6 protein-coding genes, 1 tRNA gene and 1 pseudogene are annotated in these 14424 nt (G+C 71.0%); 5 read left to right on the forward strand and 3 right to left on the reverse strand.

Features of this window, described 5'->3' with window-relative positions:
• The first annotated feature begins 104 nt into the window (after positions 1 to 104).
• Together JS756_RS37605 and JS756_RS25785 are read left to right on the forward strand one after the other, a co-directional pair.
• The gene (locus tag JS756_RS37605) at positions 105 to 6908 is read left to right on the forward strand and encodes a DEAD/DEAH box helicase (protein WP_205385581.1); all 6804 of its coding nucleotides are present in this window, start codon (positions 105 to 107) and stop codon (positions 6906 to 6908) included.
• Positions 6905 to 9196 carry a UvrD-helicase domain-containing protein gene (locus JS756_RS25785; protein ID WP_205385582.1) on the forward strand — a complete coding sequence of 764 codons (2292 nt, stop codon included), beginning with the start codon at positions 6905 to 6907 and terminating at the stop codon, positions 9194 to 9196. Before JS756_RS37605 ends, JS756_RS25785 begins: the two co-directional genes overlap by 4 nt.
• A 247-nt stretch (positions 9197 to 9443) precedes the next feature.
• On the opposite strand, the gene JS756_RS25790 is transcribed toward JS756_RS25785, so the two are convergent.
• Together JS756_RS25790 and JS756_RS25795 are read right to left on the reverse strand one after the other, a co-directional pair.
• The gene (locus JS756_RS25790) at positions 9444 to 9959 is read right to left on the reverse strand and encodes a hypothetical protein (RefSeq protein WP_205385583.1); all 516 of its coding nucleotides are present in this window, start codon (positions 9957 to 9959) and stop codon (positions 9444 to 9446) included.
• A gap of 36 nt (positions 9960 to 9995) precedes the next feature.
• Entirely contained in the window at positions 9996 to 10574 is a 579-nt protein-coding gene (locus JS756_RS25795) for a CBS domain-containing protein (RefSeq protein ID WP_205385584.1), read from the reverse strand.
• 69 nt (positions 10575 to 10643) lie between these two features.
• Here JS756_RS25795 and JS756_RS25800 point away from each other — a divergent pair, with 69 nt between their 5' ends.
• Positions 10644 to 11630, forward strand: coding sequence for a tyrosine-type recombinase/integrase (locus JS756_RS25800; protein WP_205385585.1), 987 nt, complete (start codon positions 10644 to 10646; stop codon positions 11628 to 11630).
• Between the two features lie 348 nt (positions 11631 to 11978).
• Positions 11979 to 12617 (forward strand): DUF6082 family protein, encoded by a 639-nt coding sequence (locus JS756_RS38100; protein ID WP_368861116.1) that lies wholly within the window; start codon positions 11979 to 11981, stop codon positions 12615 to 12617.
• 355 nt (positions 12618 to 12972) lie between these two features.
• On the opposite strand, the gene JS756_RS25805 is transcribed toward JS756_RS38100, so the two are convergent.
• Positions 12973 to 13044, reverse strand: a tRNA-Arg gene (locus JS756_RS25805).
• A 154-nt stretch (positions 13045 to 13198) separates the two neighbouring features.
• Here JS756_RS25805 and JS756_RS25810 point away from each other — a divergent pair.
• A pseudogene (locus tag JS756_RS25810) lies at positions 13199 to 13711 on the forward strand (response regulator); the annotation flags it as partial.
• Between the last annotated feature and the right edge of the window lie 713 nt (positions 13712 to 14424).

Below are 14424 nucleotides of genomic sequence, written 5' to 3' on the forward strand. Positions count from 1 at the left end.
GGGCCACGGAGCGGCACCGACCGCCCGCTACCGTAGGGCCGCAACCGGGCCCCCTCGCCCCGCCCGCTCCCGCCAGCCCCACCAGCACCAAGGAGGACCCGCGCGTGCGCCCCACCCTCGCCGCCGACCAGGTACGGGCCAGTCTGAGCCAGTACCTCGCGACGACGTACGCGCTGGCCGACGAGTCCACCCGCCGCGCCCTGGAAGGCTTCCTCGGCGATCCCGATGACGGCATCTTCCGCGGACCCTACCTCCGCGTCCGCACGCCGTTCCGGACCGCCGAGGGCCAGGACTGGAAACGGCACCTGACCTGGCACCCCGACCTGACGCCGTACCGGCACCAGGAACGCGCCTGGGAGCGGCTGTCCACCCTGCACGGCCCGGCGCGGCCCACCCTGGTCACCACCGGAACCGGATCGGGCAAGACCGAGTCGTTCCTGGTCCCGATCCTCGACCACTGCCTCCGGGAGCGCGAGGCCGGCCGGGAGGGCGTCAAGGCGGTCCTGCTCTACCCCATGAACGCCCTCGCCACCGACCAGGCCCACCGGATCGGCAAGCGCCTCGACGACCGCAAGGACACCCGGCTGCGCGACGCGGGCGTGCGGGCCGCGCTCTACGTCGGTGACAAGCCGTCCCAGGAGTTCAAGCAGGCCAACCCCGCGATCACCGTCGACCGGGACGAGATCCGCCGCACCCGGCCGGACATCCTGATCACCAACTACAAGATGCTCGACCTGCTCCTCCAGCGGCCCGAGGACCAGCGGCTGTGGCAGGACTCCCCGCTCGCGTACGTCGTGCTCGACGAGTTCCACACCTACGACGGAGCCCAGGGCACCGACGTCGCCATGCTGCTGCGCCGCCTCGGATCGGTCACCGGGCTCGCCGAACCCGGGCGGCCCCTGGGGCCGGTCTGCCCCGTCGCCACCTCCGCCACCCTCGGCGAGAACGGCCCCGACGACAGCGGCTCGGGCAGAAGCCGGCGGGGCGAGGCCGCGCGGCCCGGCATGCTGGAGGTCGCCGAACAGGTCTTCGGCGTGCCGTTCCCGGCCGACGCGATCGTCGGCGAGGACCGGCGCTCGGTGAAGGACTTCACCGGGGAGAGCGACTTCACCCTGCCGTTCCCCTCGCCCCAGGAGGTCGACGCCCTCGGCGACCCCACCCGCGACCCGGGCGCCCTGGACGACCTCGTCGCCGCGTTCACCGGACTGAGCGGGCCCGCCCCCGAGGAGCTCGGGGCCGTCCTGCGACGGCACCGGCTCACCTCCGCCGTCCTGGAGATCCTCGACGGCACCCCCAGGACCCTCGCCGAGATCACCGAGGTGCTGCCCCGCTACGCCTACCACTGGGGCATGGCCGTACAGCAGCGGCCGGGCCTGGCCGCCCGCGCACTCGCCCGCTACCTCGCCCTCCTGTCGTACGCCCGCGACCCGCAGCACCCCGGACGGCCCCTGCTGGCCATCGAGATCCACCACTGGGTGCGCTCCGTCTCCCGCGTGCTGCGCGGCATCAGCGCCGCACGCGCCGAGTTCCGCTGGGACGACGAACGGGTGACCTCCGGCGGCGCACTGGCCCGTGCGGGCCGGGCCTCCGAGGCCAGGCCGTCCCCGTACGACGGAGAAGAACCCGCCGCACCGCGCGACGCCGCCGAACACGCCGCCGTCCCGGCCGACGACAGCGCACCGCCGCCCGCCCAGGTCTTCCTGCCCGCCGTGTTCTGCCGCGAATGCGGACGCTCCGGCTGGGCCGCGTACTCGCCGGAGGTCGACCCCGCCTACCTCGACCTGAACGCCACGAAGATCCGCCGGGCCTCCGTAGGGCGCGACAAGCGCCGGGTGCGCAACATGATCGCCGCGACGCCGCGGGAGGTGCACGAGGCCGCCTTCGGCGCCGGTCCGGACCGCCGTCGTGGCGGACCCGCCGTCATGGTCCTGGAAGGCGCCGGCGGACGGCTGCGCCCCCTGTCACCCGAAACCGACTTCCGCGCTCCCGCCGACGGCGAGGGAGCGCGCCGGCCCGTGCCGCTGCACAACGCCGCCTTCGTCCACGCCGACCTCGACGGCGACCGGGCGGCCGAGCGCGACCAGTGCCCGGCCTGCCGCACCTTCAACTCCATCCGCTACCTCGGCACCGGCCTCGCCGCGCTCGCCGCCGCCGCCGTCACCCAGCTCTTCACCGGCGGCGAACTGGACAAGAGCCTGGGGGAGGACAAGACCCTCCTCTTCAACGACTCCGTGCAGGACGCCGCCCACCGCGCCGGATACGTCGCCAGCCGCTCCTACACCTTCTCCCTGCGCGCTCTGCTCGCCAGCCGCATCGCCGAGGACGAACCGGTCGCCCTGAACGACCTCGCCGCCGACCTCATCGCGGACGTCGTCGACAGCAAGGCCGTGCAGGCCGCCGTCATCCCGCCGGACCTGCACCTCGTCCGCGGCGTGGACACACTGCTCTCCGGACGCAGCCGCGGTTCCCGTGCCACCTGGGAACTGATCGCGCAGCGCCTGGCGTTCGCCACCGTCATGGAGTTCGGCCTGCGCTCCCGGCAGGGCCGCACCCTGGAACTCACCCGCACCGTCGCCGCCGACGTCCCCCTGCCGGACCCCGACGCCGTGGCGGACCTCGTGCACGAGCTCCTCCTCACCACCCCGGGCGACATCGCGCTGCCCGACGGATCGGTCCCCGGACCCGACCGGTACACCGGCTTCGTCCGCGGCCTGCTGGAGCGGATGCGGATCCGGGGCGCCGTCCGGCACGCCTGGCTGGACCCCTGGCTGGACCAGGCCGGGGTGCGCCGGTGGGCCATCTGGGGCGGGCGCGAGACCGGGATGCCGGCCTTCCCCCGCGGGGTCTCCGCCCCCGCCTTCCTGCTCGGCACCCCCAAACAGGGCAGCGAGGACTTCGACGTCCTCACCGGCCGGCTCGGCTGGTACCAGGACTGGGCCGTACGCGCCCTCGGACTGCGCCCCGAGGCGGCCGGCGTCTTCCTGACCCGGCTGCTGCCCGCGCTCGCCGAGACGGGCGTCGTCTCCGCGCGCACCGCGCTCGACGGCGCCACCCGCGTCTACGGACTCCAGCCCGGCCACATCCAGGTCCGCGCCCTCGCCGACGACACCCTGCCCGACGCCACCGCGCACTGCCCCCGGTGCTTCTGGGAACAGACCATCCACCCCGACCTCGCCGACCGGTGGCACGGACAGCCCTGCCCCCGCTACCGGTGCGGCGGCACCCTCGGCACCGGCCGCGACCTCGACAGCGGACTGCGGCAGCGGGACTTCACGGACGACTTCTACCGCCGCATGTACCGCGAGGCCGGCGTCTTCACCGTCAACACCGCCGAGCACACCGGCACCCTCAGCCGCGCCAAACGGGAGGTGGTGGAGAAGGCGTTCCGCGAGGGCACCCGCGTCCACTACGCCAATCCGCAGGTGCTGTCCTGCACCCCCACCCTCGAACTCGGCATCGACATCGGCGACCTGTCGGCCGTCGTCCTCGCCTCGCTGCCGAAGGGACCGGCCAACTACATCCAGCGCGTCGGCCGCGCCGGGCGCTCCACCGGCAACGCCTACCTGCTCACCATGGTCGACCGCGGCCCGCGCGACCGCTACTACCTCGAAGAACCCCGGCTCATGATCGCCGGGGAGGTCCTGCCACCCGGCTGCTACCTGTCCGCCGCCGAGATCCTGCGCCGCCAGTACCTGGCCCACCTCCTCGACCTCGCGGGCGCCGGACGGCTGGACGCGCCCGACGGGACGCCCCTGCGGCCCCTGCCCGGACGCGCCACCGAACTCTTCGGCACCTCGGCCTGGCAGGCCGAGTTCACCGAAGCCGCGCTCGCCGCCGGTGAACGGCTCGTCCAGGGCTTCCTGGGCCTGTTCCCTCCCTACGACGAGGACCGCGGCACCGGTGTCAGCCCACAGGCCCGCGCCGCCCTCGTCACCTACGCGACGGACCCCGGCGAGGACGGACTGGCCGCCGCCCTCGACACGGCGCTCCGACGCTGGGAGGACCGGCGCGCCGAACTCCAGCGCCGCACCGAGGCCATCGACCGGGCCCACGGACTGCTCGTCGCCGGCGACCCCGACCACGAGCGGCAGGGACGCGAACTGCGCGCCGAGCGCCGGGACGTGGCACGCGTCTCCCGGGAGATCAGCCGCACCACCGCCCACGGAGCCCTGGTCGACCTCGGCCTGCTCCCGAACTACAGCCTGATCGACTCCACCACCGAGCTGGAGGCCACACTCACCTGGACGGAGAAGGCCGCCGACGAGTCCCGCACGCACCACAGCAAGACCCTGCGCCACAGCCGTCCCGCCCGCCTCGCCCTCTCCGAGTTCGCCCCCGGCAACCACTACTACGTCCAGGGCTACAAGCACCGCGTCACCGGCCTCGACATCGGCAGCCCCGGCCGCCCGGCCTGGCTCTGGTGGCGCGTCTGCCCGGACTGCGGCCACGTTCGCACCCACCGCGCCGAACAGGACGCCTCCCCCTGCCCACGCTGCCGGTCCGCGGCCATCGGCGACATCGGCTGCCTGCACAAAGTCCTGGTACCGCGCCGCGTCACCTCCCGCGACGAACGCGACGACGTCCGCGTACGCGACGACAGCGACGAGCGCGAGAGACGGCACTACACCGTCGTCCCGGCCGTGGACATCGACGCGCACGACGTCGAACAGGCGTGGAAGCACGAACACGCCACCTTCGGATGGGAGTTCACCCGCCAGGCGCGGATCCGGCACCTCAACGTCGGAGCCACCCGGGTGGACGGCGGCACCGACTCGGCCTTCGCCGGCCAGGAGGTCCGGCTCAACCCGTTCTGGGTCTGCGACGCATGCGGCTTCGCCGACCCGGACGGCGGCCCCGCCGCCCACGACGCCACCGACACGTCGGCCCACGCCAGGTACCACCGACCCTGGTGCCCACGACGGCGCGGCGGAGCCGACGCCGCACGGCGCGGAGAACGGGTGCTGCTCGCCCACGAGCTGCGCACCGAGGCCCTGCGCCTCCTCATCCCCGCCGTCACCGCGCACACCAAGGAACGGCTCGCGTCCTTCAAGGCGCTGCTGCTGGCCGGAATCGCACGCAGTTACGGCGGCGACCCCGACCACCTCGCGGTCGTCACCGACTCCATGCCCGAGGAAGGCGGCGAGAGCCCGCTGCGCCGCCACTTCCTCGTCCTGTACGACACGCTGCCCGGCGGCACCGGATACCTGCACCGCCTCGCCGGCCGCGACGGTCTGCGGGGCGTCCTGGACGACGCACGGCAGGTGATCGAGACCTGCGTGTGCGTGGGCCAGGGACGTCCCGCCTGCCACCGCTGCCTTCTCCGGCACGTCACCGACGGCGAGTACGAACTCGTCAGCCGCGAGCACGCCCTCGACATGCTCGGCGAGCTGTTCGGCCGCACGTCGGACCGCTGGAGCATCGACCCGGTGACCACCACCCGGGACATCACCCTCGTGCACCAGGTGGAGAGCGAACTGGAAGCCCTCTTCCGGCGCGGGCTGCTGGAATGGGCCGACCGGACGGACGACGTCAGCGTCCGCACCGCGCTCACCGCCGACGGCACCCGGGACACGAACCTGCGCTTCACCGCATCCGACGGGACCGTCCGCGGTTGGCAGATGGAAACCCAGACGCCGCTCGGCTTCACCCGGCCCGACGTGGTCTTCCGCAGCACCGACGACGACCGCAGGGTGGCCGTCTACCTCGACGGCTACCGCTACCACGCGAGCCCCGGCCACCTCACCGCCGAGGCCGACGCGGCGAAGCGCACCAGGCTGCGCGCCGAAGGCTGGCAGGTCTTCCAGCTCACCTGGGACGACGTACAGACCTGGACGGGACGCTCCGGGCCGCAGACCGACCCCGTGTGGAAGCCGTACCCGAACACCGCGCAGAAGACCGCCATGGACGTCCACCGGCGCATGCACGCGGGGGACACCCGTGACCTGACGCGACTGGTGTGGGCCAACCCGGTCGAGATGCTGATCGGATACCTCACCGACCCGCACCCGGACGCCTGGCGGCGCCGCGCCCAGAGCGCCCTCGCCGGCTTCGCCGCGGTGTCGGCGACCAGCAGGGCCCTGGCCGACGGCACGGAGACCGGACGCCGGATCAGTGAAGCGCTGCACGGGCGACGCCTTGCGGGAGGACAAGGCGCCGTCCAGGTCATGGCGACCCGGGACGCCTCGGGATGCCCGCTCACCATCGCGCTCGATCTGCGCAGGGGGCAGAGCGGAGCGGCCTGGACCGCGCTGACCGTCCTCGACGACAGCCCCGAAACGGTCACGGCCGACGAGACCGCCCATCGCAGGCGCTGGCAGGCGTGGCTCTACTGGAGCAACCTGCTCCAGTTCCTCGACGCGGGGGAGGGGGACGGGGTCCAGCTCACCACCGGCATGCTGCCCGGATTCGACCCGGCCGAACTGGCGGTCACCGGCGGAGCCGGATGGCTCACCTCCCAGCGACGTGCGCAGGAGACCGCAGCGGCCGCACCCGAGCCGCCGGCGGACCGGCAGCGGCAGGGGCCGGAAGCCGCCGCGTCCACCGTGCCCGTCCGTGATCCCGCCTGGGACGAGGTCCTCGAGTTCCTCGTCGACGATCCGGGGCTGGACACGCTCGCCGGGGCGCTCGCCGACCGGGGTGTTCCCGCCCCCCAGGCCGGCTACGAGCTGGGAGCCGCCGCCTGGCCGGCCGAACTCGCCTGGCCCGACCGGCGCGTGGGCGTCGTCCTCGCCCACCGTCCGGACCCCGGGAGCAACCGGGACATCGACGCCGAACGACGGGACGCGGCCTACCGCGACGCGGGCTGGCAGGTCCGTACCGCGACGGAATGGAACGCCGACGAACTCGCCACGCTGGTGCGCGGCGGCACGGACGGAACCACGAACGACCACGGGGAGAACGAGCGATGACGGTCACCAGCACGCCGCGGACGGGCGTGACCCTGCGCCTGCTCGACAAGGCGGACAAGGAGATCGTCAAGCTGGACCGCGCGGTCCTCGGGGCGTTCTACAAGTTCCAGCACGACTTCCGCCGCAACCCCGACGCCGGCGGCTTCGACCTCAAACCGCTGGAAGGCCACGACCGGCTCTGGTCGGCGCGCGTCAACCGGGAGTGGCGGGCGCTGATGATCCGCCTCGGCGGCGACGACTGGCTGCTCGTCTCGGTCAAGCACCGCAGCCACGTCCACAAGAACCTGGACCGGTTCAACTACGGCATCAACCACATCACCGGCGCCATCGAGTACGTGGACCTCCAGGTCGTCGAGGAGAGCGTGCTGCGCCGCGGCCTCACACCGCCCACCGCTCCCGCTCCCGCACCCGCGCCGGCGCCGCCCTCCGCCCCCGAACCGGTCGGGCCGCCGCCTCAGGAGCCGCTCTTCGGCGCCTACACCGACCAGCAACTCGCCGACCTCGGAGTCACCGAGCCCCTCATCCCGATCGTCCGGAAGCTCACCACGGACGACGAACTGCTCGGCCTCGCCGAGTACGCGCCCCGCCACACCGGGGAGGTCCTCCTCCGGTTGCGCGACGGCATCCCGTACGACGAAGTCATGGAACAGGTGACCGCGCCCGTCGCGGTGACCGAACCGGAGCGGAACCTCGACTCCGACGACTGGCAGGCGGCCGTCGACCGCTCCCAGACCGTGGTGATCACCGACGACGAATCCCTCCAGAGCATCCTGGAGGAGGGCGACTTCGGCCGCTGGAAGATCTTCCTCCACCCCACCCAGGAGAAGCTCGTCCACCGGCGCTACTCCGGCCCCGCCCGGGTCGGCGGCGGGCCGGGAACGGGCAAGACCATCGTCGCTCTCCACCGCGTCTGCCATCTGGTGAGCCAACTCCCCCCCGGCCACACCAAGCCCGTACTCCTCACCACGTTCAACCGGAACCTCGCCGCCGACCTTCGGGCCCGGCTGCTCTCCCTCGGAGGACCCGACGTCCTGGCCCGCGTCGACATCGCCCATGTCGACCAGCTCGCCACCCGCATCGTCAGCGAAGCCGACCCGGGCAACACGAAGCGGCGGATCGACGACACGACCGCCCTCCGCGAGTGGCGGGAACTGCTGGTGGAGACCGGGGAGTCGCGCTGGAACGCCGAGTTCCTCAGCGACGAGTGGAACCAGGTCGTCCTCGGCCAGGCCGTGGCCTCCCGGAGCGACTACTTCACCGCACGCCGAGCGGGTCGGGGCCGCAGCGTCACCCGCGCCGAACGCGCCGGCATCTGGCAGCTGGCCGAACGCTTCACCCAACGCCTGGAGACCAAGGGCCTGGAGACCCACCGCCAGGTCGCCGAGCGTGCCGCGCGACTGGAGATGGCCCGCAAGGCCCGCATCGACCGGCGCACGGAGGAACGCCAGGACCGGGGCGGCCTGCACAACCTCCACTTCGAGGCCGGCTCCGGCGCCTGGCTGCGCTACCGGTACCGGCACATCGTGGTCGACGAGGCGCAGGACCTCAGCGCCGCCCACTGGAAGATGCTGCGCGCCATGGTGCCGTCCGAGCCCGACGACATCTTCCTGGTCGGCGACACCCACCAGCGGATCTACGACAACCAGGTCACCCTCGGCAGTCTCGGCGTCCACATCCGCGGCAGGTCCTCCCGGCTGACCCTCAGCTACCGCACGACCCGGGAGATCCTCCGCGACGCCATCCGCGTCCTGGGCGACGCCGACTACGACGACCTCGACGGCGACACCGACACGCTCGCCGGCTACCGCTCGGTCCTCCACGGCACCGAACCGTCGCTGCGCGGGGCACGGAGCTGGGACGAGGAGATGGACCTCGTCGTGGAACAGCTGCGGGCCTGGCACGACGTGCCCCGGGAGGCCATGGCGATCTGCGTCCCCACCAACGACATGGTCACCCAGCTCGCCGACCGCCTCGCGCGAAGCGGCATCACGTCCTCGGAGATCACTCAGGACGGGCCGCGCGGCGACCACGGCGTCCACATCGGCACCATGTACCGCTTCAAGGGGCTGGAGTACCGCTGCCTGATCATCGCCGGAGCAGCCGACGGGCTCGTTCCCCGGGCCTCCGTCGACGCCTGGGAACACACCGACCCGAGCCGCCACCGGCGCGAACTGCACCGGGCACGCTCGCTGCTCTTCGTCGCGGCGACCCGCGCCCGCGACGCGCTCGCCATCACCTGGCACGGCGAACCGAGCCGCTTCCTCGCACCGCTCATCCCAGCGAGCTGAGAGAGGCCGCGCTCCCCGCGCCACGTGGCGGGGCAGGCGGACGCCACGGGGGCGACGCGGCAGGCACGGTTTGCGGCATGGAGCTGCCTGATCTCCGACGGCATTCCTGGTTTCCTCACGGAACCGGGTCCGCGCGGGCTTTGCGGCGTTCTCCGGGTGAGTGCCCTACTGCCACCCGCCTGACGAGGAGCGGACAGGAGGCCCCACAGTTCCCGTGGGGCCGCCCGGGCGACGTAGGCAAGGGCAATCAGACCGCCGGGTCGTGATCCACGAGCTTCAGGAGCTTGAGCAACCCACGTGTCGCGGCCAGCGCCGCGACATCCTCGGCGGGTGCGTCCACTGCCCAGTGGGCGAGGTCGTTGCGGTAGTCCCGCACGGTGGTCAACCGCCGGCTGATGTCCTGCTGCTCGAAGGGCCACCGCAGCTTGCTCCAGCAATGGCCGTCCTCCACCAGGAAGACGTACTGGCCGAGGCCGAGGTGCTGTCCGCGCTCCATGGTCCTGCGGATCTCCTTCGGCAGTTCCTCGGTGGAGAAGTGCCTGATGAGGCGGCGCAGCCGCCTCTCCAGCTCCTCCAGGAGGACGAAAGGCTCTATGCGCTGCTTCAGCTGCCCCGCGAGGTCGGTCGAGGTCAGAATGCCGATGACCGTGTTCTCGCCGTCCACGATGATCGTGAAGCCGCTCCGCTGGATCCGGTCCATCCGATCGAAAAGGGCATGTTCCACGCGGGCGGTTTCGGGGTGCGGGTCCAGGGCGTTGGCCACCGTGGCCGTCCTGCCACCCAGCTGGGCCCGTGCGATTCAATCCCAGGTGACGACTCCACGCAGCACGTCGTTGTGGTCCACCACGGGAAGCTGGGAGAAGCCGTGTTCGATCATCGGAGTGATCGCCTGGCTCAGCGCATCGCTCATCCGGACCGTGACGACCTCCCGGACGAAGGGAAGGTTGCCGATCCGCCAGGTCAGGTCACGGTCACGTGGGCCATCGGCATTCGGAGGTGCCTGCTGGTCGTCTCCTCGGTCCTGATCGCGGATGCCTTCGCCGAGCCCTGTGGAACCCTCCGCGGACACGGTGACGAGGCCGTCCAACTGGACGTCGGTGAAGTGGGGGTCGACCCGGAGCCCGAGCCCCGCAAGGTGTTGGTCCACCAGATCGGTGACGTCAGAGGTGCGCCGCTTCCACCCCCACAGGCCGATCAGGTCACGGGCGGTCAACTGCCGGGTACCGCTGTCCCGGACGTCGTTCACCAAGTCCTCCGGGCTGCCGGGCGGCTCGCCGTCACCCACGTATCCAGGATCTGTCCCCGTCTCGGCGAGGGCCTGCACGCGTGCCGCGGCGTCACGCCGACTCAGCTCGCTGACCGTGAGGAACGCCCCCATGCTGTCCCGCAGATCACCCCGAACGGCAGCTCGTTCAACCGCCGGCCGCACCCAGTCCGTCCTCCGCACGTGCCGGAAACCTGGCGGCGCCTCGGCCCGGTACTCGTACGGCCCGACCAGCAGGCGTGGATCGAGAAAGCTTCACTGCCGGTAGCGGAACTTCAGGAGATCACTCGCGCGCACGACCTCATCGACGCACTCACACAGAAGCTCGACGGCAAGCCTGCGGCCACGCAGACCTACCGGCGGCGCCGTGCGGTTGTCTTCAACGCCCTTGAGTACGCAGTGGAGTTGGAGATGCTGCCCTTGAACCCCTTGAGTCGGGTCCGGCACAAGCGGGGGAAGCGAGCCGTGCAGGAAGTCGACCGCCGGGTGGTGGTCAACCCTCGGCAGGCGCGGGAGCTGCTGGCGGCGGTCACGTACGTCGGTGGCTACGAGCGGGCGAGTGGTCGACGGCTGCGGGCGTTCTTCGGATGCCTCTACTACGCGGCCATGAGGCCCGGTGAGGCGCTCGGCCTGCGCCTCTCCGACTGCACGCTCCCGGAGAAAGGCTGGGGCCGGATCGACTTGGCCGAGACCCGGCCCACCGCCGGCAAGGCGTGGACCGACTCCGGCGAGGCACATGACCGGCGCGGCCTGAAGCAGCGAGCGGACGGCGAGGTACGCATCGTGCCGATACCGCCCCCGCTCGTGCGGATGCTCCAGGACCACGTCAAGGAGTTCGGTACGGCGGAGGACGGCCGGCTGTTCGCCAGCGAGCGGGGCAACGTCATCGCGGCGTCGTCGTACTCGCGCGCATGGAAACAAGCCCGGACCCTGGCCTTCCCACCTGAACAGGTCGCCTCCGTCCTGGCGGCTCGCCCGTACGACCTCCGTCACGCGGGCGTCTCCCAGTGGCTCAACTCCGGAGTCCCCGCCCCGGAGGTTGCGGCCCGCGCCGGTCACTCGGTGGACGTGCTGCTCAAGATCTACGCCAAGTGCATCGACGGCCAAGAGCAGGAGATGAACGACAGGATCCTGAAGGGTTGGGGGAGGAGGACACCGAAGACTGACTGACGCAGCCCACACGCCCCTCACGCGAGCCCCGGAGCGATCCGGGGCTTTCGCTGTGTCGGCGGTAAGGCCAGTCGAAATGCGCAGGAGAACTCGTAGGATACCCGCTTAAACGAATCCCTCCGCTCTGTCCTACGCACAGTTCAGATCAAAAGCCCGACGGTAAGGAAATAGCTCGCAACTTGCCACCCAAGTGGAACAGTAGATAACAGTAACCCCAGAACCGCAGTGCTGAGTTTGCTATCCATGGAGGCAGGGTAACGGTGCGAGGGGCATCGAAACGTAGGCCGAGATTACTGCAGCGGATGCATGGGATCCCTTCTTGTTGGGGCTTCGGGACTGGGGGTTTCAATGACTGGCCGGCTGAATTATCCGCGATGGATCTCCTGGGGTACAGGCTGCGTAGTTCTCGCCGTATTAACGGGACTGACTCCCTTCGTCCTCGGTTGGGGCGCCCCTGAAAACGTGGATTGGGCACGCCTGAGTGAGATTAGTCAGACTTACGCGGCCGTATCCATACCTCTCTCCGGCGCGGCGTTATTGGGAGTAGCGTGGTCGCTCGTCCTTCAGGCGCGGCAGCTGCGCATTGACAATGAGGACAGATCGCGGTCGTCGCACCGTGAGCTCCTCCTGCGCTCCGTTGAGGACGAGAGCCTGTTGGTTTGCTGGGAGCCACCTTGGTGTCCGATGACACGAGAGCAGTACCGTCGGGTCGCTTTTATCAATGCGATCTACAACGGATGGCGCATCGAATATTTCAGCGGCATTATCTCGGATGACGTCTTGCAGTTGACGGCTCTCCGTACTATGAGGGGCGAAGTCGGTCGTAATCACTGGAAGACCACAAGGCCAATTTGGGCAGCAGAGGCGGCAAGTATGGGCCGTAAGTACAGGAACTTCGTAAGAATCATGGACCTGGCGCTGGAACTCGCGGAGGCGGAAGGCCCTCCTCTGCGCCCTGGTGACTACTTCCTCCCTGACGCAAGCTGATGCGTCAGGCTCGACCATCTCCGGTCAGATTCTTCCCGGTGAGGGCGGGGGCAGCGCGGGGGAACCCAACCCCGGTTGTGGCTGGCCTCATGGTATGGATGAAGACCGATTGGTGCAGCCCACCCGAGCCCCGGAGCGATCCGGCTTTCGTCGTGTCGGAGGTGTGTCGGAAAGCTACGCCCAAGGGGACTATAAACGCCCGTTGACCTGCCGGAAGAACCGCCAAGATCATTACGTCGTCATTACGTGATCACTGACAAACGGCTGCTTTCGACAGCATCCGCCTGCACAAACGCGAAGACCCCGCACTCAGCGAAACCGCTGGTGACGGGGTCTTTTGGCACCTCATCAAGGGTGCCCCCGGCAGGATTCGAACCTGCGCACACGGCTCCGGAGGCCGTTGCTCTATCCCCTGAGCTACGGGGGCGTGTCGGGCGCGGTGCGTGTTGCTCGCGGCGACGGGTAGAACACTACCAGCTCTCTCGGGGTGGTCATCAACGGCTTTCCCGGCGGGTCACCGGGGGTGCCAGGGGGCTGGGGCGGGGTGAGTGAGGGGCGCGTGTCCCCCGCAGGGGGCGGAAGTGGGGAAAACCCGGACGCGGTGGCCGGTCCGGACCTACTCTCAAGTTGTGCCAGGCGCTTCGGGCCGGGTTCTTGTTGTGGACGACAACAAGGTGATCCGGCAGTTGATCAGGGTCAATCTCGAGCTGGAGGGGCTCGAGGTCGTGACCGCGGCCGATGGTGCCGAGTGCCTGGATGTCGTACATCAAGTGCGGCCGGATGTCGTGACCCTCGACGTGGTCATGCCGCGCCTGGACGGGCTGCGCACCGCCGCCCGGCTGCGTGCGGACCCGCGGACCCGTGATCTTCCGCTCGCCATCGTCAGTGCCTGTACGCAGTACGAGGTCGACGCAGGCCTGGACCTCGGGGTCGACGCCTTTCTCGGCAAGCCCTTCGAGCCGGCGGAACTGGTGCGCGTCGTCCGGCAGTTGATCGAAGGCGTGAAGGGGCAGGGGAGTGCGGGCAGGGGCCCCTCCAGCATCGAGGGTGGACCCGTCTCCGGGGGCGTCGGCCTCGACGGAGTCGGCGCGGGCGGAGTCGGTTCGGGCTGCATCGCCCCCGGCGGCGTCGGATCCCACGGCATCGGTGCCGACGTGCTCAGCTCCGGCCCCGTCGACGCCCATGGACTCAGTTCCGGCGAAGTCAGCCCCACGGGATTCAGCTCCGGTGGCCTCGGCCCCAGCGGTATCGGCCCCGGCGGCATCAGCGCGGGGGACACCGAGCGGGCCGGGCGCAGCGGAGGATGACACCCGTGACCCGGCGACACCGTAGCTCGGTGACGCCCGTACATCGGTGAGGCCCGTGATCCGGTGGCTCCCACCAGCCGCCGGCGGGCTCCGGGCGGCGGGCCGACAGCGCCCGCGGGGGTATGAGGCGCTTGCCGCGGCGCACCTCGTTGGTCGAAGTTACGCGCACCCGCGCCCGACCCGACGCGCAGAGGCACCTGCCAGGACGCACCCCCGCAATCCCCGCCCCCGACGCGCCGCGCACCCGGCGTCGAAGCCGCACCTCCCCGCGCCCGACCCGACGCGCAGAGGCACCTGCCAGGACGCACCCCCGCAATCCCCGCCCCCGACGCGCCGCGCACCCGGCGTCGAAGCCGCACCTCCCCGCGTCCGTCGCGCCGCGCACCCGGCGTCGAAGCCGCACCTCCCCGCGTCCGTCGCGCCGCGCACCCGGCGTCGAAGCCGCACCTCCCCGCGTCCGTCGCGCCGCGCACCCGGCGTCGAAGCCGCACCTCCCCGCG

Source organism: Streptomyces actuosus (genome assembly GCF_016921115.1).
In the GTDB taxonomy this organism is placed as follows: domain Bacteria; phylum Actinomycetota; class Actinomycetes; order Streptomycetales; family Streptomycetaceae; genus Streptomyces; species Streptomyces actuosus_A.

Bases quoted from the DNA above. Each gene is read 5' to 3' on its own strand.
- JS756_RS38100 (WP_368861116.1), top strand. From the start codon at position 11,979: ATGACTGGCCGGCTGAATTATCCGCGATGGATCTCCTGGGGTACAGGC.
- JS756_RS25785 (WP_205385582.1), top strand. From the start codon at position 6,905: ATGACGGTCACCAGCACGCCGCGGACGGGCGTGACCCTGCGCCTGCTC.
- JS756_RS25795 (WP_205385584.1), bottom strand. From the start codon at position 10,574: ATGGGGGCGTTCCTCACGGTCAGCGAGCTGAGTCGGCGTGACGCCGCG.